This is a genomic window from Protofrankia symbiont of Coriaria myrtifolia (assembly GCF_900634755.1).
Classification (GTDB): domain Bacteria; phylum Actinomycetota; class Actinomycetes; order Frankiales; family Frankiaceae; genus Protofrankia; species Protofrankia coriariae.
This window is the reverse complement of sequence record NZ_CAAAFS010000285.1, coordinates 13,201-31,082: the sequence shown is the minus strand read 5'-3', so window position 1 is coordinate 31,082 and position 17,882 is coordinate 13,201. Positions and strand designations below refer to the sequence as shown.

The following is a 17,882-nucleotide window of genomic DNA, read 5'->3' as shown; positions in this document are numbered from 1 at the left end:
ACCCGATGCAGCGCATGCTCGTCGGCTGTTTCGGAACAGGTGACAGGCGGCCAGCGACCGTCGGGACGTGCGGGACCGGGGTGCGGCCGTTCGCCGCTCAGATGGCTCCGGCTCCACAACGACGGGCGCGGAGCCGGAGCTGAGTCCACGAACGACCTACCCGCCGAACTGCGGTTGATCTGCCTTGACTTCGCGCCAGTCCCGGTACGCTGGACATCATGACTGTCATGCCGTTCACCGAGGCGCGCAACCGGCTGTCGGAGCTCATTGACGAGGTGGGGCGGACTCATGAGCGAGTGGAGATCACCCGTCACGGGCATGCGGTGGCGGTCCTGATCTCTCCCGATGACCTGGCGGCGCTGGAGGAGGCGCTGGATGTGTTGGCGAGTCGGGAGGCGATGCGGCAGCTTGCGGAATCCCGGGACGCCCGCGAGTCCGGCGACGTGCTCGATGCCGAGGAGCTCGCCGCGCTCATGGCGAAACGGGCGCGCCGCGCCGAGTCGCCCCACACACGGTGACCGGAACTGGCGAGCAGCCGTTTGAACTTCGGATCACTGGTCCTGCGGCGCGTGCTCTCGCCAGCCGGTTGCCCGAGAAGATCGCGGCTGCCGTCCACGAGTTCGTCACGACCACACTCCTGGACAATCCTCACCGGCTTGGCAGACGCCTCCTGCTTCCACCGTACGAGGGCACCTGGTCCGCTCGTCGCGGCAGTTACCGGGTGTTGTATGAAATCGACGAGGACAACCGCATTGTTACCGTGACCGCCGTCGAACATCGCTCCGACGCGTACCGCTCCCGCTGACAGGGCGGCCAGGGCGGATCTGGGAGGGCCGAACTATCCGGCGGGCTGGGGGAGAGGAGCGAGCTGGGGGAGGGAGATCGGTACGCTCGCTGGTGTGAGCCGCGCCCGGCAGGAGGTCACTCTCACCGAGGACCTCGTCATCCTGACCATCCGGGGCGGCCGGTTGTGCGTGCTGCTGGTCGAGCGCGGGAACGAGCCGTTCCTGGGGAAGCTCGCGCTGCCGGGTGGCTTCCTGCGCGGAGACGAGAGCCTCGACCAGAACGGACGTCCCGCCGCCCTCTAGGGCCGGCCCCGCGACCGTCCTGCTACCCCCGATGATGCGCCCGCTCCGCCGCATCCTGAGTGAGATCCTGACCAGGAGTCGGTGCCTCTCCGTGCCACCTGGCTGGGTGTGGACGTGGCCTCGCGCTATTCGTGATGGAGCAACCGGCGTACGACGACGGCAACCTGATCGATGTCGGTAGGTGCCAGCGTGCCGAGACGCCGGCTGACGCGACGGGACGAGATGGTCCTGGGCTGTTCGCACATCACCCAGGACGGACGGTTGAGCCGGTGGGTCGGAGCACGGGTCACGGGCACGTGGTGGGCAAGCGCGCGATCCCTGCTCGTGATCGGGCACACGACCAGGAGCCGGCCCGCGACGAGCTGGTCATAGCCGGTATTGGAGATCACCACGACGGGTCGTAGGCCGCCCTGTTCGTTTCCGGCGACCGGATCGAGGTCGACAAGAAGCACCTCGCCTGGCGTCACTCCCGCTCCTCGGCGTACTCCGGCCACTCGGAGACAGGGTTGCCAAGACCGTCGGAGACGGTGGTGTCCCAGCCGTCGGCCTCGCGCAGATAGTCCTCCCAGCGCTCGGAGTCGGCCTGAAGCCGGGCGGCGGCCTGCTTGGCGTCACGCCACCAGTTGCGTTCCTCCGCTTCCTCGACAAGCGCGGCCAGTTCCGCGCCCAGAGTGCGGCCGTGGCTGGTGGCCAGCGCCATCAGCCGGTCGCGTACGTCGACCGGGAGCTTCATCGTCGTCACGGCAACCATGCCGATGAGTTTACTAGGAGGTTTACCAGTCGACATACCATCGGGCGACGGACCGCACTGGTTCTCCTCGACGGCGCCACGTCTGGCTGACCGCGGTGGATCTCTCCACCGGTGGATCCCGTGAAGCGGGACGGCGTGCTGTCGGTGCTGGCGGTGGAGCGCGCGAAGGAGCCGTTCCACGCGGCCCTCGCCCTGCCCGGCGGGCTCGTCGAGCCGGGGGAGCGCGCGCCGGAGACGGCGGTACGAGAAGCTCGGCGAGGAGACGGAGGTGATGATCGACAAGTCGACTTGTTCGATCATGAATCGGGCTGTGCGGTGAGGGCGTCGAGCGTCCCGCTGGTCCCGGGTCCGTCGGCTGCGACGTACGTTGCCGGTCATGCCCACAGCGAGCCGGTCCGGGTCTGGGAAGCAACGGCGGCGTCGGAGACCCTCACCGCAGCCGCAGCCGCAGCCGGTGCCGGGCGGCGGGCACGACGAGGCCACTGGCTCCCGCCGACCCCGCATGCCGCACGTCATCGCTGCCGTGGCGGGCCTCCTGCTGACGGCGCTCGTGGCCGCGGTCGCCGGCCGGCACGGCACCCCGTTCCCGCTGGATGCCGACGTCCACCGCTGGGCGCTCGACCACCGTAGCCCCGCGGTGACGGACGCCGCGATCGTGATCACTGCTACCGGGAGCGGCGCCTGTGCCTACGCCCTGGCCGCGGTTGCGGGTGCCCTCGCGGTACCCGGGCGAAGGTGGTGGCGCGGTGCGGTGGTCGGGATCGCGGCCCTGGCCGTGGGGCAGCTGCTCCGGGCCTCGCTGGCCATCGCCGTGGACCGCGCACGCCCACCCGCGTCGGACTGGGCCTGGCACGCGTCCGGCCCCGCGCTGCCGTCGGGGCACACCAGCACCTCCGCCCTCGTCGCCGTCGGCCTCGCCGTAGCCCTCACCTACCGTAGTCGACGGCGTTTCACCCGGGTCGTGGCCGCCGCGGTACCCGCGACGTGGGCGCTTGCCGTCGCGACCAGCCGGGTCTACCTCGGGATGCACTGGCTCACCGACGTCGTCGCCGGATGGCTCCTGGTCACCGTCCTTGCCTGCACGGCCCTGCCCCCGCTCGGCGCGCTCCGCACCGGGACGGGCCCCGATGGCCGCGGCGGTCAGGAGAAGACCACCGTGGAGTTACCGTGACGCAGGACCCTGTCCTCGCAGTGCCAGAGCACCGCCCGGCTCAGTACCAACCGCTCGACGTCGGCGCCGCGCCGCTTGAGAGCCGCGATGTTGTCACTGTGCCGAACCCGCACGACGTCCTGCTCGATGATCGGGCCTTCGTCGAGATCCTCGGTCGCGTAGTGTGCGGTCGCGCCGATGAGTTTCACGCCACGTTCCTTGGCCCGTTCGTAGGGGCCCGCGCCGGCGAACGCGGGAAGGAAGGAATGGTGGATGTTGATGACGGGACAGCCGACGCTGTCGAGGAAGTCGGCCGAGAGGATCTGCATGTAGCGGGCGAGCACGACGAGGTCGAAGTTGCCCTGCAGCAGTTGCAGCTGCCTGGCCTCGGCTTCCGGCTTCGTGTCGCGGGCCACCGGTATGTGGACGAACGGCACGCCGAACGTCCGGACCTCGCTCGCGAGGTCGGCGTGGTTGGAGATGACCAGACCGATGTCGACCGGCAGCTCGCCTCGCCGGGCACGCCAGAGCAGGTCCAGCAGGCAGTGGTCGTACTTCGACACCATGATCGCTACGCGCTTCGGGGTGGACGCGTCGCGGAGGGACCACTCGGTCACCTCGAACTTCTCGACCAGCGCTTTCGTGAAGTTCTTGGTCATGTCGTCGAGGTGGGCCTGCAGGCCGGGCCGGTGGAAGGTCATCCGCAGAAAGAACTGGCCGTCCACCGGATCGGTCGTCGCCTGGTCCGACTCGACGATGTTCGCCCCGTGATCGGTGAGGAACTGGGACACCGCGGCGACGATGCCGGGGCGGTCCGCGCACTGGACCGTGAGCCGACCGAGATCCGATCGGACCGGATCAGCGCCCTGGCGCGGCCGTACCGGTGACGGCTGTCGACGCTTTTCCGCGTCGATCAGGGTCCTGTCCGACACAAGGTCCTCCCGAAAAGATCGCTGGGTGAGGCGGCCGGCGGTCTTCCCGGATGAAGCCGTCGCGGGCCATGGGCTCATGCTAGGGACACGACCTCGTCGGCACGGCGGCGCGGACGACCTCGTCGACGCGCGCGACGCTCCATTCAACCTGGGAAAAAGCCGGCTGTCGGGCGGAGGATCGGCATGTCGCATGCGGTGGTGACCGGTCGGAGAACGTCACACGGTTCCGCGTGGGAGAACGGCATACGGACAAAGGCATCCTGATGGATGATCGTTGTCGGTATCTTCCTCGTCCGCCTGGGAAATACGGGTGACTACGGGGTAGGCGTTCTCACGGGAGCCGAGATGAGCGATGGGCGCACGTGCCGCGTGCTTCCGGACGGTGGCCCTCCCTCTGACGAGACCGTGGAGTGGACCGCACGCGTCGAGCGGATCGCCCCGCTGCTTGTCCGGTACCGGGACCAGGCTGAGCGGGAGCGGGTGACACCGGTCGCGGTCATTGACGCGCTGCGCGAGGAGAACATCCATCGGATGTGGGTCGCACGCGACTTCGGTGGTGGGCAGGTCAGCGTACGGACCGGTTCGGCCGTCCTGCAGGCGCTCGCCCGCGTCGACGCGTCCGTCGCCTGGCAGATGGGGGTTCAGGGCGCCATCGGCAGAATGTCGGACTATCTGCCGGAGCCGGTGGCGCACCGGCTCTTCAGGGAAAGCACGGGGCTGGTGGTCGGCGGGATCAATCCGACCGGCCGGGCCGAACCCGTGCCCGGTGGATATCGGCTGAACGGTACGTGGGCGTTCGCGAGCGGCGCGGTGCACGCCGACTGGCTGGTGTGCGCCGCGACTCTCCCGCGGGACGATGCTCTCCCGCGAGACGGTGCGCCGCTTCCCGGGGGGTCGCGGACGTTCATGGCCTTCGTGCCGAAGAGCGCCGCCCGGTTTGTCGACGACTGGTTCGTCGGAGGGCTGCGCGGTACGGGAAGCGCGACGTTCCGCGTCGACGGTCTGGTCGTCTCCGACGGGTACACGGTCGACGGTTCGCTGCTGCGCGGTGCCCCCGCCGACCGTCCCTCGCGGGCCTATGGCATCGCCTACTACGACTTCGCTCCGTTCACGACGGCGTCGACGGCGCTGGGAATCGCCCAGGACGCCCTTACCGCCTTCCGGTCGCTGGCCCGGGAGAAGACTCCCGCCAGGGCGACGAGCCCGCTGGCCGCGAGCCACACCGTGCAGGCGGGGCTGGCCCGCGCGGAGGCCCTGGTGCGGGCGGGTGCCCTGTTGCTTGCCGATGCCGCCGATCGTGTGACGGCATGCGGTGGGTACGGCGGGGAGGATCTCAGCGCCCTGATCCGCCTGGCGGCCGCGGCCGTGGGCGAGAACACCGTGTCCGCCGTGGACGTGCTCTACGACCTGGCCGGAACGAGTTCCCTGTACACCGCCAGCCGGCTGGACCGCTGCTTCCGCGATATCAACGCGGCGGTCAAACACATCACTCTCGCGCGGACGAATTTCGAGATGGTCGGGCAGTACCTTCTGGGCGGATCGCTTCTGATGCGACGGTGACCCGGCAGCGGGAAACCGATATCGGCGCCGGGCGGCAACCCACCCTGCCCGTACGGGCGCTCTCCTCGGTCCCGGCCGCGCAGGCGGTGGCCGTGTCGCCGTGGGGCCAGCTGGCCCTCGCGTACACCGACGACAACGACGACAACTCGTTCGACCAGGTGATTCTCGGCCTCGGCGCCAGCAACTCCGACTGGTAGCAACGCCGGCTGGTAGCAACTCCGACTGGTAGCAGGCCCGACTGGTAGCGGGCGGCCCCGGCCGGCTCCCCGCTCCCGGTCTGTCGCGGGCAGGCCGGGAGCGGGCCGGGCAGCGTCCGCGGAGACGGGGCAACGGGACAGGCGAAGAGCGGATCAGGCGTGGGTCTGCCGCTCGTCGGCCCGTGCGAGAGTGGACGGATGTGGGTGGGAGTGCTCGGCGCCCTCGAGGTGCGAGGTGACGACGATCGGGAGATCGACATCCCGGGCTCCCGGCGGCGCGCCCTGCTGGTCCGCCTGGCGCTGGACGCCGGCCGTCCGGTCAGCGTCGCCGCACTCGTGGCCGCCGTGTGGGCGGGCGAGCAGCCGGTCGAGGAGGCCAACACCTTACAGACCCTCGTGTCACGGCTGCGTCGCTCGCTCGGTGACGGGGCGCTGGTCGCCAGGTCGGCGGGCGGTTACCGCCTTGCCGTCGACGCGGACGACGTCGACGCGTCCCGCTTCGAGCGGCTGGCCGCCGCCGGGGCGGCCGCCCTGCGGGCCGGTGACCCGCAGGGCGCGTCCACCCAGCTGAGCGCCGCTCTCGCGCTGTGGCGCGGGCCCACGCTCGCCGAGGCCGACGTCTCGCCGGCGGTCGCGGCCCACGCGGCCCGGCTGCGCGAGGTGTACCTGAAAGCCGTGCTCGACCGGGCGGAGGCCAACCTTGCCGCGGGCCGGGAGTTGGAGGTCGTCGCCGCGCTCGAGGCGCTGGCAGCCGAACATCCGCTGCACGAACGGCTGGCGGGCCAGCTGATGACCGCGCTGACGGCCACCGGCCGGCAGGCCGACGCGTTACGCACCTACGAGCAGCTGCGGGCCCGGCTGGCCGATGAGCTCGGCGTCGACCCGTCCGCCGAGCTGCAGGCGGTTCGGCTGGCCGTCCTGCGTGGTGGGCCGGCGGACTCCCCGGGGCACTGGCCGGCGCGGCGCGCGGCCCCGCAGGCTCGCACCAACCTGCGGGCCCCGTTGACGACCTTCGTCGGCCGTGACACCGAGATGGCGGGTATCGCCAAGTCGCTTGCCGGCAACCGGCTGGTCACGTTGGTCGGCCCCGGTGGTGCCGGCAAGACACGGCTGGCGGGCGAGGCGACGGCCCGCGTCGTCGACAGCATGCCGGATGGTGTGTGGTTCGTTGAGCTGGCGTCGGTGACCGACCCAGCGGACCTGCCCCAGACCGTCCTGGGCGTCCTCGGCCTGCGGGAGGCCCAGATACTGGACCGGCCCACGAAGCGCACCACCCGCGACGCCGTCAGCCGGCTGCTCGAGGGGCTCGCGGACAGGCAGGCCGTCGTCGTCCTGGACAACTGTGAGCATCTGCTCGACGCCGTGGCGCGGCTGGCCGACCTGCTGCTCGCGCGGTGCCCCCGGCTGCGCGTTCTCACCACCAGCCGCGAACCGCTGGGCATCTTCGGCGAGGTGCTGCTCGTCGTGCCTCCGCTGGCCCAGCCCGCCCCGGACGCGCCCGCCGCCGATGTTCTCGGATTCCCCGCGGCACGCCTGTTCGCCGACCGGGCGGCCGCGGTCCGTCCCGGCTTCGTCGTCGACGAGGTCTCCGCCCCCGCGGTCATCGAGATCGTGCGCCGGTTGGACGGGCTGCCACTGGCGATCGAACTGGCCGCGGCACGGCTGCGCACGCTCCCGCTCGCCGAGATCGCCGGACGGCTGTCCGACCGGTTCCGGCTGCTCACTGGCGGCAGTCGCACCGCCCTGCCCCGGCACCGCGCCCTGCGGGCGGTGGTCGAATGGAGCTGGGACCTGCTGACCGAGCCCGAACGGCTGCTCGCGGAACGCCTCGCGGTGTTCCCGTCGGGTACCACGACGCGCAGCGCGGCCGCCGTCTGCTCCGGCGGGGCTGTCCGCGCGGACGACGTCGGCGACCTGGTGGCCGCACTGATCGACAAGTCGCTGCTCCAGCCGGCCGTGGGCGGCACCCGGCAGCGGATGCTGGAGACGATCCGCGAGTACGGCCTGGAGCGGCTGGCCGAACGCGGCGAGCTGGCGTGGCTGCGCGAACGGCATGCCACGTACTTCGAGGAGCTGGTGCGTACGGCGCAGCCGCACCTGACCCGGGCCGACCAGCTCGAGTGGTTGGAGGCGCTCAAGGCCGAGCGTGACAACATCCTCGGCGCGCTGCGGCTGCGCTGCGACCGTGGCGACGCGGACGCGGCGCTGCGCATCGCGCTCGGAATCGGCAGCCTGGCGATGCTGCTGGGAAACCACACCGACGTCCCGGGATGGGTGGCCGAGGCGCTCGCCGTGCCCGGGGGAGACGACACGGACCTTCGCGTGATCGGCGAGGCGTTCCACGCCGTGAGCTCGGCCGCCATGGCGGCGACGTCGTCCCCCGCCGAGGTGGAGACCAACCTGGCGCGTTTCGGCGAGCTTGCCGGGCGTCTCGGCTCCGTCGACATCCGCGGATGGCCGCTGATCGGCCTGCTGCGGCCGGGAATGGCGATGCTCAGCGGCGACATGGCGATGATGGAGCGTTACATCGAGGAGGCACGCGCGGGCGACGACCCCTGGCTGTCGGCCGCCGTGCTGGTGCTGCGCGCCGGCCTTGCCGAGAACGACGGCGATGTCGAACGGATGCGGGCCGATGCCGTCACCGCCCTGGCGGAGTTCCGCGCGCTCGGTGAACGCTGGGGCACCGCCGGCGCGCTGCGGGCCGTGGCGATGCTGCACACCCTCGACGGTGAGCTCGACGCCGCCGCGGCGGCGTACGAGGAGGCGCTGGCCCTGATGGGGGAGATGGGGTCACGCGACGACGAGTCGATGCTGCGGATACGCCTGGCAGACCTGGCCATGCGCCGCGGCGACCTGCGGGCCGCCCGCGGCCAGCTCGCGGCGGCGCGCGCCGGCTGCGAGGCCAGTGGAACGACACTGGAGACTGTGATCACTCTGAGTATTCAGGCCCGTCTGGAAAGGCAGGCGGGTGACCTGGCCGCGGCCATGGCGCTGCACACCGAGGCGCTCCGGCGTTTCGACGCGATCTCCCCCACCCATCCGATTCACGGTCACGGTGATTCCTTCGTGCTGGCGTCCGCCGCCCGCATGCACGCCCTGGATGGTGACCTCGCCGGGGCCCGGGCCAGGCTGCGACACGCGTACCCGACGGCTGTCGGCACGAAGGACCTGCCGGTCCTGGCCGCGGTCGGGGTGGTGGTGGCCGACGTCGCCGCCCGGGTGGGCGAGCCTGTCGTCGCGGCCGAGATCCTCGGCGCGTGCGAGGCGCTGCGCGGCAGCGACGACCCCACCGCGCTGGACGTCGCCGAGCTGTCCGCGTGGCTGCGCGGTGAGCTCGGCGACGGCTTCGCCGCCGCGTACGGCCGGGGGCGGGCGCTGGACCGCGCCGCGGCCATCGCCCGGCTCGACCCGGACCGGCTGCCCCACACCACCGGATTCGAGGTGACGCGGGGCAGCCGGTGACCGGCCCGAGGGGCGGCCCGTGAGCCCCACGGCAGTGCGCGTTCGTCAGGTCCGGCGGCCGTACGCCCGCAGGGCGAGCGGTACGAAGACCGCCAGCAGCGCTGCCATCCACCCCGCCGTCCACGCCAGATTCGACGCGACCGGGCCGCCCAGCATCAGCGCGCGCACGGCGCCGACCAGGTGCGAGATCGGGTTCACCCGGACGAACGCCTGCAGCCAGCCCGGCATCGTCGCGACGTCGACGAACGTGTTGCTGCCGAACGACAGCGGCAGGACGAGCAGGAACATGATGCCCTGCACGGAGCCGGAGGTACGCGCCTTCATGCCGATCCACACCGAGATCCAGCAGAAGCACAGTGCGAACGCGACCGACAGCGCCAGCGCGGCGGCCAGCGACAGCGGGCCGGCTGCGACACGGAACCCGATGAGATACCCGAACCCGACGAGGATGACGCACAGCAGCAGGTAGCGCACCACGTCCGCGAGAACCGCCCCGACCAGGGGCGCCGACCGGGAGATCGGCAGTGACCGGAACCGGTCGAACACGCCCTTCTCGATGTCCGCGTTGAGGTTCTGCCCCAGCGCGATGCTGCCCATCGCGACGGACTGGCCGAGCAGGCCAGGCAGCAGGAACTCAAGGTAGTCATGCTGGGAGCCGCCGCCGATCGCACCACCGAAGATGTAGACGAACAGCAGCAGAAAGATGACCGGCTGCAGCGTCACGTCGATGAGCTGTTCCGGCGTCCGGAGGGTCTTGACCAGGTTTCGGCGTGCGATCACCAGCGCGTGGCGCAGGGCCCGCAGGCGCGCCGGCGGGACGGCCGGTCGCGACGCGGGCATGCCGGGTGGCCGGCTGCGCGGCGCGGGGGCTGTGGTCGTGACCGTCATGCGGCCGGTTCCTCCTCGATCTCGGCGCGGCTGCCGGTGCGGCCGCCGGTGAGGGTGAAGAACACCTCGTCCAGGCTTGGCAGGTGCAGGGACAGCTCGGTGACGCGGACACCCGCCGACCGCAGCCGGGCGATCACCTCCGCCAGCACCTCGTCGCCGTCGACGGCGACGGTCAGGTGGTCACGGCCCGCGGGCTCCGGCCGCGACGCGGTGATCTCGGCGAGCAGTTGGCGCACCGTGTCGAGCTGCCCCGGGTCGGCCGGCCGGACGCTCAGGCGCTGGCCGCCGACCACGCTCTTGAGGCCGTCAGGGGTGTCATGGGCGATCACCCGGCCACGGTCGATGACGGTGATCTCGTCGGCGAGCGCGTCGGCCTCCTCCAGGTACTGGGTGGTCAGCAGCACCGTCGAGCCGTCGTGGACGAGGCTGCGCACGACATCCCACATCTGTTCCCTGCGCACCGGGTCCAGGCCGGTGGTCGGCTCGTCCAGGAAGATCACGGATGGTCGGCCGACGAGCGACGCGGCCAGGTCGAGACGGCGGCGCATGCCACCCGAATAGGTCTTGGCCACCCGGCCGGCGGCCTCGACGAGGTCGAACCACTCGATCAGCTCGACCGCCCGCCGGCGGGCCTCGGCGGCGCGCATGTCGAGCAGCTGACCGATCATGACCAGGTTCTCCAGGCCGGTCAGGTCCTCGTCCACGGAGGCGTACTGGCCGGTCAGGCCGATGTGCTGGCGGACCTGCTGCGGGCTGCGCGCCACGTCGAAGCCTGCCACCGTGGCACGCCCGGAGTCGGCGCGCAGCAGGGTGGCGAGGATGCGCACGGCCGTGGTCTTGCCGGCCCCGTTGGGGCCCAGCACGCCGAGCACGCTGCCCTCCCGCGCCGCCAGATCGATGCCGGTGAGCGCCTGGGTGTCGCCGAACCGCTTGGTGAGCGCCTCGGCGTGGATGGCGAAGGTCATGCGGCACAGGCTGCCGGGCCGCGCTGGCACGGCACGTACATGCCGCTGGCACGGCACGTGCGTCCCGCTGGCATCCAGGCGAAGCCCGCTGGCATCCGGCGGAGGCAGAGCGGAATCAGGGGAGACGGGTCAGGGGAAACGGGTCGGGGGAACGCGGCAGAGCCCGGTGGAACTTCGAAGAACGGAAGCGGTGTCCCAGGCGGGCCGCGTCGGTACGCAGGCGGCCCCGGGGGAAGATCCCCGCGCGGGCAGTGCCCCGGGTGGGACGCTGCGCGGTGTGTCGAGCTGGTCAGCGGCCGCTGGCCGCGGCGCGGCGGGCGAACTCCTCGCGGGTGACGTGCTCGGGGCAGTCGACCCTGATGTCGGACGGTTCAAGGCGGTAGTCGAAGAAGGTACATCGGTGGACGGCGGTTCTCGCCCGGCGGACCGCGGGTCTGAAGTGGTGACAGGTGGTACATGCCCGGGTCACGCTGATCAGATGCTCGGAGTGCATGCGTTCCAGCACGTCCAGCAGGGTCGCGAGCAACTGTTCGCCGTCCACGCGGTCGATCCGCGACGTGGCGACCTCGACGGGGGCGGTCCAGCGCGACACCGCACGCGCGGTCCGCTGGCCGTCGGCGGTCAGGTGGAGCCGGTAGTGGCGCCGGTCGTCGGGGTCCCGCTCGCGTTCGACGAGCCCCTTGCGGCGCAGGGCCTGCAGGGCGTCACTGACGGTCGGGTCGGCGACGTCGAGCTCACGCGCCAACGCGCTGGTCCGGGCCGGTGGGGGCGGCCCGGCGTGCAGGTGGACGAGGACCCGCAGCTGGGTGGAGGAGAGCTCGTGCGCCTCGGCCGCGCGGCGGGCCAGCACCTGGAGAGCCTCGCCGATCCGGTCGAGGGCAGCGACGATCTTCGCGTCGAGCCCTGGGTGACGCTCCTCGGGGGTGCCTGGCGGTCTCACGCGCGCGGCCCGGGTAACCGGGGCGGCGTGGCCCGGCCGGCGCCGATGGCGGGGAACGCCGCGCGTCCCGCCGCCGTGCGGGCTCCGCCTGTCGTTGGCACAGCCGTCTCCCGTCATCGTGATCTGTAGTTGTCGAGGCACCGCGGGTCGCCCCCGGCGCCAGGGCCACGGCGGGGACGCCGATGCCCACCAACGGACCTTAGTAAGCGAATTGTACACCTGATGATTAGGAGTCCTTTACATGATGGACGGGGGTGCGGGATCGTCCGCATTGTCGACTGGAACAGGTGAAGCGCATCCGCGTCAGGGCTGGACTGGTCACGTTTCGTGAATGTGTGAGTGGCAGCAGACCTCGATGCGTGCCAGTCGCAACGATCACAGCGCCGCTGGGAAAGGCCCGTAACAGGCATGCGGCAACCGTGCTGGCTGCCCGGATGCCTCGACCGGAGCCCGGGGGGCGCTGTCCGGCGTCCGCATCCGGCGTCCGCGCCACGCGGTCACCGGACAGCTCGCCGGGGGCCCTCGACTCAGGCGGGGTCACGCCCGGTAGCGTGCGGATGGTGGTGGTTGCGCGGTTCCCGGGTCTGGCGCAGGTGGTGTCACGCCTCGCCGCACGCATGTGCGGCGCCATGTCCATATGTCCGGTGCGTTCGGAATTCACACGTCCGGGACATGTCACGTTCATGCGTCCGGATGGTCGTTGACGTGGGCCTGGTATTCCACGTACGCCGTATCACGCCCGGTGACGCCGAGCGGTTACGCGATGTCCGCCTGGCGGCACTGGCCGACGCGCCCGGATCCTTCTGGCAGACCCTGGCGGCCGAGAGCGCCCGTCCCGACGCGGACTGGCGGGCTCGCGCGTCGCGGAACTCGGCGGGTGACGCGCACGCCACGTTCCTGCTGGAACAGGACGACACCACAGTGGGCGGCAGCGTTCCCGCGAGTGACAGCACTCCCACGGGTGACAGCGCTTCGACGGGCATGGTGGACGTCTACCGGCCGTCGCGGGCACCGGAGTTCCGGGAACTGGCCGCGATGTGGGTCGCGCCGGCCGCGCGCGGCACGGGAGCGGCCGACGCCCTCCTCGACGCCGCCGTGAACTGGGCGCGGGCAGTCGGCGCGATCGGCGTCCGGCTGTGGGTCGTGCCGACCAACACGGCCGCGGTCCGCCTCTACGCCCGTCACGGCTTCGAGCGGGCCGGCGACCCGGAGCTCGACGCGGACGACGGCGCGGGCAAAAGCTACATGCCGATGCTGCTCGCCCTGGACGAGAAGGCGGCGGCCTTACCCACGTTCGTGACCCGCGCCCTGGCCCCCTGGACCGACGAGTCCACCTGAACAACCACCAAGTAACGCGCCCCTGTCCCGCAATCAATCAAAAATGGCTGTGCTGTGGGGCGCCATCGTCACTTCCCCAGCATAACGCCAGGCGCGGCACCCCAGAGCCCGCCGAAGATCTGAACATCCCAGCCGTCCGGCGGTATCGGGCTCCGTCCCGGCTTTGCCGGCGCTGTTCCTCGCCCGCCTGGCTCTCAGCGTGGGCGTGACTCCAGGTCGCCGGTTCGCGGGTCGACCGCGATCCCCGCCAGGTCGGACGCGGGGGACCAGCGGACGTATGAAGCGATCATTCCGAGCGCGTGATACGAGTCCGACCGCGCTGCCGCCTGGAGCCACCGCGTCCAGACCAGGACGGCCTCGTCTGGCGGGAGCAGCTCCGCCACCGCCTGGCACAGCCGTTCGAACGGGGCGAGCTCGCCTCGCCGGGCCATGGTCATGCTGGACTCGGCCGCCAGTCCCAGCATCTCCATCGCCGCGTCCGGCTGCCCGGCGCGGTGCAGCCCGATCGCGATCCGGGCATGATATTCGGCCCGTTCGGCGAAAGCGAGCGACGACAGGCCCCGCAACGCGTCCAGGTCGAGCGTGCCGGCGGGCTGTCCCACCAGCTCCCGGCCGCCGCCGGCATCGCCGCCGCCGGCATCGCCGTTGCCGGCCGCCGCCATCGCCAGCAGCGCGGTCAGGCAGGCGCGGGCGGCGTCGTCCGCCTGCGCGTCGTGCAGGAACTCCTCCGCGTCGAAGATGATCCGTCCGTCGTCGCGTCCACCGACCAGCATGTCGAGTGGGCCGGCGAGATGGTCGAGTACTTCGCGGGCATATCGGACGGCCGCCGGACGGTGGCCGCGGTCCCACAGATACCAGGCGACCGAGGCGGCCAGGCCTGCGTCCTCGGGGTGCGTTTTCGGGTCGAGCGCGGCCCGCGCCGCCCACAGGTACCGCGCCACCGCCGCGGGCACGCCGGTGGCGCCCGGCGACAACCGCTCCGCTCCCGCCACGAATCCCTCGGCGACCCGTAACCATTTACGAGCGGCTCGCCCGCGCCCGGCGCGTATCGCGACCAGCACCATCGCCGCCGCGCCCACCGCCCGGACCGCCGCCGCGGCGGCGATCTCCTGTGTCGAGATCTCCCCCGGCCACTGCAGGACCCTGCTGGACGGCAGGGTGTCCGCGATCTCCGCGACCGGTCCGGCCGGTGTGGACCTGGCGAGATCGGCGACGACATCCAGCACGCCCGCCGCCACCCGCACCCGCGCCAGCAGCCCGGCGGCGGCGGTGAGCTCCGGGCAGGGGCCGTCCCGGCGGGCCGCGACCGCGGTCAGGAGCAGCGCCCGCGCTCTGGCGTCGGGTACCTTCAGCGCGCGATCCACCAGGACCCGGCGGACCAGCTCCCGGGTCTGATCCGCCCGCCCCGCCCCGGCCAGTAGCACGGCCCGTGCGCCCAGCGTCATCGGCAGGTCGGTCCGGGTGGCCAGAGCGTCCGTGAGCGCGCGGGCCTCGCCGTCGAGGCCGTGGACGAACAGGATCTCGGCCAGGACGTCGTCGAGCACCGCGTTGCCGGTATCCCCGGCATCCCCGGCAGCGCCGGTTGCGTCGCCGGCTTCCCGGCCAAGCTCGTCGGCGAGGTCGCGCGCCGCGGCCCGCACCTGGTCGGCTAGGCCCTGGTCGGCTAGGCCCTGGTCGGCTAGGCCCGGGTCGGCCAGGCCCGGGTCGAGACGCGAGACGTCCACCGCGGCCAGCGCGTTCGCCAGGCTCAGGGCCCGGCCGCCCGGCCAGGAGATGAGCGAGGTCAGCTCCATCGCCTCGCCGAAACGTCCACTCGCGGCGAACTCCCTGATGAAGGTGACCTTGAACGGCGGTGTCGTGCCCCACAGGTGCTCGATGCCTCTTGTCACCCCCACGAACCCCTCGGGCATCGGCTCCCCGGTCCGCACCAGCAGCGCGGCCAGCGAGGCCGCCGGGCCGGCGAGCCACGGCGGGGCGTCGAGCGTGTCCGGGGCCCACCACTGCGGTCCCAGGAGTCGTTGGGCGACCGGTACCAGTGCCCGCACCGTCTCCACCGCCGGTGCCTTCGCGCCACGCTGCCAGTGGATGCCGGCGATGCTGACCCCGACGCGCAACGCCAGTGCGTCGTCGTCGCCCCGCGTGAACCGCCGGCCCGCGCCCGGATCGCCAGCCGCAGCCGACAGCTGGTCCGCGGCGACGGGCTGGCCACCGGCTTCCGCGACGGCCGCGAGCCACCGGCACTCCTCGGGCACGGCCCGGGCCAGGGCCGCGTCGACGATGTCGAACAGCGTGTCGTCAGCCACTGTCGCGTCGTCGATCGAGCCGAGCAGCCCGACCGCCTCGTCGAGGCGGCCGGCCCGGGCGAGAGCGCGCGCCAGCCCGCGCCGGCCGACCGCGCGATAGCCGGCCGGCAGCCCGTCGACCGCTGCGCGGGCCGTCCCGAACCGGCCGACGGCCGCCGTCGCGACCGCGTACCGGTACCGGGCCGCGTTGACCAGATCGTCCCCGTCGCCCCCGTCCACCGGCGGCGGGTACGCGTCAAGCAGCCCCTCCGCCGCCGCGGACTCGCCGCGCACCGCCAGCTCCTCGACCGCCACCAGCGGGAGCAGATGGCCGTACAGCTCCCAGAACGGGTTGGTGACCGCGGCCAGCTCCGCGACGGCCCCGGACCGCCACGCCAGCGGTGCCAGCCCCACGAGCGCGTCGAGCGGGAGCCGGGCCATGGCGACGAGATCGTCATCGGTGCCCTCCCACTCGTCCGGCTGCGGGAAGTGCACCAGCGCGTGCACGGCGTTGAGAGCCGTCAGGCCGGGCAGGGCCCCGGCCTCAACCGTCCCGCCCAGGGCGGCGATGGTCTCCGCCGCGACCCGGCACACCTGGCGGGCCCGGGTCAGCGCGCCGTCCTTCAGCAGCGCCGCTGCCACCGCCAGCAGCGCCGCGAAGCGTTCCAGCGGATCGGGCTGGTCACCGGCCCAGCGCAACGCCTGATCCACGTCACCCACGTCGGCCAGCGCACCGATCAGTCCGGACGGGGCCTGCCGCAGCGTTGCCGCGATCTGCCCGCCCAGTCGGCGAGCAGCCCGCGCGCGGCATCGTCGTCGAGCTGGTCCACGGCGATCTCGACCGCGCCCAGCGCCGTCGCCACGGCCTGGTCGAGCGTGGTGAGCAGAGCCTGGCCGCATGGTCCGAGCGCCGTGACGAAGGGGAGGACCGGGTCGGGGTCGCGCACGTCGTCCAGGACGATCAGAAGTTCCCGGCCGCCGAGCGCCGCCGCGAGCGCGACGTCGACCTCGCCGTCGCTCCCCGGCAGGTGGGCGCCGGGCGCGGCCAGCCGGAGCAGTTCCCGGGCCGTGGCAAGGGGCCGGAAGCCCGGCCCGCCCGCGAGCCAGGCCACCCCGTCGGAGAACACCCGGCGGGTGCGGACGGCGGAGGCGAACGCGGCGGCCAGCGTGCTCTTCCCGACCCCGGGCAGGCCGTACAGGGCGGTCACGCGGGGTGCCCGACCGGCGTCTTCGGGGCGCATCCGGTCCGGTAGGAGGGCGCTCGACAGATGTTCGAGCAGTTCGGGACGGTCCCGCGCGTGCGGCGGGCGGTGTGGGAGGTGGAAGCACGGCCCGAGCGGCCGCACCGGCTCGGCCAGCAGCCTGGCCAGCTCGGCCACGACCGCGTCGACGGTCCGCCGCCGCGCGTCGACCCCGTGGTAGTGGCGCAGTCGGTCGGGGAGATCGCGGAATGCGACCGCGTGCGCCACCGGCACGACGGGCTTGCCGATGTCGTCGGCGTATCCCCATTCCTGGGCGACGTATCCGGAGGACATGGCCGCCGGCCCGGCAAGCAGGATCAGCCGGTCACTGGTCTCGATCGCCTGCCGGATCTCCTGTCCGAAGGTGGTTCCGCAGTTGGGCATCGCCTCCCGGTCGAACCAGACCCGGCGTCCCGCCCGGTCGAGGCCGTCGACCAGGGCCTGCCTGAAGTCCGGGTCGTCGGCGCGGGCGTAGGACAGAAAAGCGTCGTACCGCCGCTCTGCCGCGAGACTTTCCCCCATATGCCCCATCGTCGCAGCCTGGCCGGCGGGCTGTCCCGGTCCTGACGGCGACGAGGGTGTTGTCCGCACGGCCGGGAAATTTGCAAAGCTAAACTTATCAGCTTAAACTGATTGAATGTCCAGAGAATCGGATGTCGATCAGGTTGCGACCACGCTTCGGCTGAGCATCGGGCTGCTGCTGCGACGGCTGCGCCAGGCGCAGCCCGCGGGCGAGCTGACGATGCCCGAGTCCTCGGCGCTGGTACGCCTCGAACGCGGCGGCCCGACCACCGCGGCCGCGCTCGCCAAGATCGAGCAGATCAGCCCGCAGTCGATGGGGGCGACGCTGGGCGCGCTCGAGGCCCGCGGCCTCGTCGAGCGGCGTCCCGACCCGCAGGACGGCAGGCGGGTGATCCTGTCGGCGACCGAAGCCGGCCTGCAGGCGCTGCGTGACAGGCGCGACGCGCGCACCGAACAGCTGGCGAAGGCGTTGTCGAGCGGCTTCACGCCCGCGGAGCTCGAACAGCTGATGGCGGCGGCGCCGTTGCTGGAGCGACTGGCGCAGAGCATTTGACGTCATCCCCCGC

18 protein-coding genes are annotated in these 17,882 nt (G+C 72.2%); 10 read left to right on the top strand and 8 right to left on the bottom strand.

Annotated features, from left to right (window positions below; genetic code table 11):
• Positions 1–218 precede the first annotated feature (218 nt).
• From CM1CMNOD_RS15935 to CM1CMNOD_RS15925, 3 genes are all read left to right on the top strand, one after another.
• Positions 219–518 carry a type II toxin-antitoxin system Phd/YefM family antitoxin gene (locus CM1CMNOD_RS15935; protein ID WP_013874620.1) on the top strand — a complete coding sequence of 100 codons (300 nt, stop codon included), beginning with the start codon at positions 219–221 and terminating at the stop codon, positions 516–518.
• Positions 515–805 (top strand): type II toxin-antitoxin system RelE family toxin, encoded by a 291-nt coding sequence (locus CM1CMNOD_RS15930; RefSeq protein ID WP_013874619.1) that lies wholly within the window; start codon positions 515–517, stop codon positions 803–805. Before CM1CMNOD_RS15935 ends, CM1CMNOD_RS15930 begins: the two co-directional genes overlap by 4 nt.
• Positions 806–899: 94 nt before the next feature.
• On the top strand, positions 900–1,088 hold the full coding sequence (locus tag CM1CMNOD_RS15925; protein ID WP_013874618.1) for an NUDIX hydrolase: 189 nt from the start codon (positions 900–902) through the stop codon (positions 1,086–1,088).
• A gap of 125 nt (positions 1,089–1,213) precedes the next feature.
• Here the strand turns inward: CM1CMNOD_RS15925 and CM1CMNOD_RS15920 are convergent, their stop codons facing one another.
• Positions 1,214–1,555, bottom strand: coding sequence for a type II toxin-antitoxin system PemK/MazF family toxin (locus CM1CMNOD_RS15920; RefSeq protein WP_013874617.1), 342 nt, complete (start codon positions 1,553–1,555; stop codon positions 1,214–1,216).
• On the bottom strand, positions 1,552–1,830 hold the full coding sequence (locus CM1CMNOD_RS15915; protein WP_131772750.1) for an Arc family DNA-binding protein: 279 nt from the start codon (positions 1,828–1,830) through the stop codon (positions 1,552–1,554). The genes CM1CMNOD_RS15920 and CM1CMNOD_RS15915 overlap by 4 nt, the downstream gene beginning before the upstream one ends.
• Before the next feature lie 120 nt (positions 1,831–1,950).
• Here CM1CMNOD_RS15915 and CM1CMNOD_RS24125 point away from each other — a divergent pair, with 120 nt between their 5' ends.
• Positions 1,951–2,469: an NUDIX domain-containing protein gene (locus CM1CMNOD_RS24125; protein WP_083828327.1), complete on the top strand. Its 519-nt coding sequence runs from the start codon at positions 1,951–1,953 to the stop codon at positions 2,467–2,469.
• Entirely contained in the window at positions 2,363–3,010 is a 648-nt protein-coding gene (locus CM1CMNOD_RS15905) for a phosphatase PAP2 family protein (RefSeq protein ID WP_347176508.1), read from the top strand. The genes CM1CMNOD_RS24125 and CM1CMNOD_RS15905 overlap by 107 nt, the downstream gene beginning before the upstream one ends.
• Here CM1CMNOD_RS15905 and purU read toward each other — a convergent pair.
• Positions 2,980–3,921 carry a formyltetrahydrofolate deformylase gene (purU, locus tag CM1CMNOD_RS15900; RefSeq protein ID WP_013874614.1) on the bottom strand — a complete coding sequence of 314 codons (942 nt, stop codon included), beginning with the start codon at positions 3,919–3,921 and terminating at the stop codon, positions 2,980–2,982. The two genes, CM1CMNOD_RS15905 and purU, sit on opposite strands and share 31 nt — an antisense overlap.
• A gap of 345 nt (positions 3,922–4,266) precedes the next feature.
• Between purU and CM1CMNOD_RS15895 the strand changes: the two genes are divergently transcribed.
• The 3 genes from CM1CMNOD_RS15895 (at position 4,267) to CM1CMNOD_RS15885 (ending at position 9,140) form a co-directional block, all read left to right on the top strand.
• Positions 4,267–5,481 carry an acyl-CoA dehydrogenase family protein gene (locus CM1CMNOD_RS15895; protein ID WP_043606884.1) on the top strand — a complete coding sequence of 405 codons (1,215 nt, stop codon included), beginning with the start codon at positions 4,267–4,269 and terminating at the stop codon, positions 5,479–5,481.
• Positions 5,478–5,678 (top strand): hypothetical protein, encoded by a 201-nt coding sequence (locus CM1CMNOD_RS15890; RefSeq protein ID WP_043603892.1) that lies wholly within the window; start codon positions 5,478–5,480, stop codon positions 5,676–5,678. Before CM1CMNOD_RS15895 ends, CM1CMNOD_RS15890 begins: the two co-directional genes overlap by 4 nt.
• A gap of 159 nt (positions 5,679–5,837) precedes the next feature.
• Positions 5,838–9,140: an ATP-binding protein gene (locus tag CM1CMNOD_RS15885; RefSeq protein ID WP_050803571.1), complete on the top strand. Its 3,303-nt coding sequence runs from the start codon at positions 5,838–5,840 to the stop codon at positions 9,138–9,140.
• A 45-nt stretch (positions 9,141–9,185) separates the two neighbouring features.
• Here CM1CMNOD_RS15885 and CM1CMNOD_RS15880 read toward each other — a convergent pair whose 3' ends face one another.
• The 3 genes from CM1CMNOD_RS15880 to CM1CMNOD_RS15870 all read right to left on the bottom strand — a co-directional run bounded on the left by CM1CMNOD_RS15880 (position 9,186) and on the right by CM1CMNOD_RS15870 (position 11,933).
• Positions 9,186–10,028 carry an ABC transporter permease gene (locus tag CM1CMNOD_RS15880; RefSeq protein ID WP_013874611.1) on the bottom strand — a complete coding sequence of 281 codons (843 nt, stop codon included), beginning with the start codon at positions 10,026–10,028 and terminating at the stop codon, positions 9,186–9,188.
• On the bottom strand, positions 10,025–10,993 hold the full coding sequence (locus CM1CMNOD_RS15875) for a daunorubicin resistance protein DrrA family ABC transporter ATP-binding protein (protein ID WP_013874610.1): 969 nt from the start codon (positions 10,991–10,993) through the stop codon (positions 10,025–10,027). Before CM1CMNOD_RS15875 ends, CM1CMNOD_RS15880 begins: the two co-directional genes overlap by 4 nt.
• Positions 10,994–11,282: 289 nt before the next feature.
• Entirely contained in the window at positions 11,283–11,933 is a 651-nt protein-coding gene (locus CM1CMNOD_RS15870; protein WP_237702825.1) for a MarR family winged helix-turn-helix transcriptional regulator, read from the bottom strand.
• 693 nt (positions 11,934–12,626) lie between these two features.
• On the opposite strand from CM1CMNOD_RS15870, the gene CM1CMNOD_RS15865 reads away from it, so the two are divergent.
• Complete coding sequence (locus tag CM1CMNOD_RS15865; protein ID WP_013874608.1) at positions 12,627–13,271, top strand: GNAT family N-acetyltransferase; 645 nt, start codon at positions 12,627–12,629, stop codon at positions 13,269–13,271.
• Positions 13,272–13,465: 194 nt separating this feature from the next.
• On the opposite strand, the gene CM1CMNOD_RS15860 is transcribed toward CM1CMNOD_RS15865, so the two are convergent.
• Both CM1CMNOD_RS15860 and CM1CMNOD_RS15855 read right to left on the bottom strand, forming a co-directional pair.
• Complete coding sequence (locus tag CM1CMNOD_RS15860; RefSeq protein ID WP_013874607.1) at positions 13,466–16,273, bottom strand: hypothetical protein; 2,808 nt, start codon at positions 16,271–16,273, stop codon at positions 13,466–13,468.
• A 17-nt stretch (positions 16,274–16,290) separates the two neighbouring features.
• On the bottom strand, positions 16,291–17,316 hold the full coding sequence (locus CM1CMNOD_RS15855; RefSeq protein ID WP_043603889.1) for a toll/interleukin-1 receptor domain-containing protein: 1,026 nt from the start codon (positions 17,314–17,316) through the stop codon (positions 16,291–16,293).
• Between the two features lie 115 nt (positions 17,317–17,431).
• Here CM1CMNOD_RS15855 and CM1CMNOD_RS15850 point away from each other — a divergent pair, with 115 nt between their 5' ends.
• Positions 17,432–17,869, top strand: a complete 438-nt coding sequence (locus CM1CMNOD_RS15850) for a MarR family winged helix-turn-helix transcriptional regulator (protein ID WP_013874605.1) — start codon at positions 17,432–17,434, stop codon at positions 17,867–17,869.
• Positions 17,870–17,882: the final 13 nt, after the last annotated feature.

What these genes read in the sequence shown, in the direction of transcription:
- CM1CMNOD_RS15865 (WP_013874608.1), top strand. Translation starts at nt 12,627, where the DNA reads ATGGTCGTTGACGTGGGCCTGGTATTCCACGTACGCCGTATCACGCCC.
- CM1CMNOD_RS15880 (WP_013874611.1), bottom strand. Translation starts at nt 10,028, where the DNA reads ATGACGGTCACGACCACAGCCCCCGCGCCGCGCAGCCGGCCACCCGGC.
- CM1CMNOD_RS15850 (WP_013874605.1), top strand. Translation starts at nt 17,432, where the DNA reads ATGTCCAGAGAATCGGATGTCGATCAGGTTGCGACCACGCTTCGGCTG.
- CM1CMNOD_RS15875 (WP_013874610.1), bottom strand. Translation starts at nt 10,993, where the DNA reads ATGACCTTCGCCATCCACGCCGAGGCGCTCACCAAGCGGTTCGGCGAC.
- CM1CMNOD_RS15935 (WP_013874620.1), top strand. Translation starts at nt 219, where the DNA reads ATGACTGTCATGCCGTTCACCGAGGCGCGCAACCGGCTGTCGGAGCTC.
- CM1CMNOD_RS15895 (WP_043606884.1), top strand. Translation starts at nt 4,267, where the DNA reads ATGAGCGATGGGCGCACGTGCCGCGTGCTTCCGGACGGTGGCCCTCCC.
- CM1CMNOD_RS15855 (WP_043603889.1), bottom strand. Translation starts at nt 17,316, where the DNA reads ATGGGGGAAAGTCTCGCGGCAGAGCGGCGGTACGACGCTTTTCTGTCC.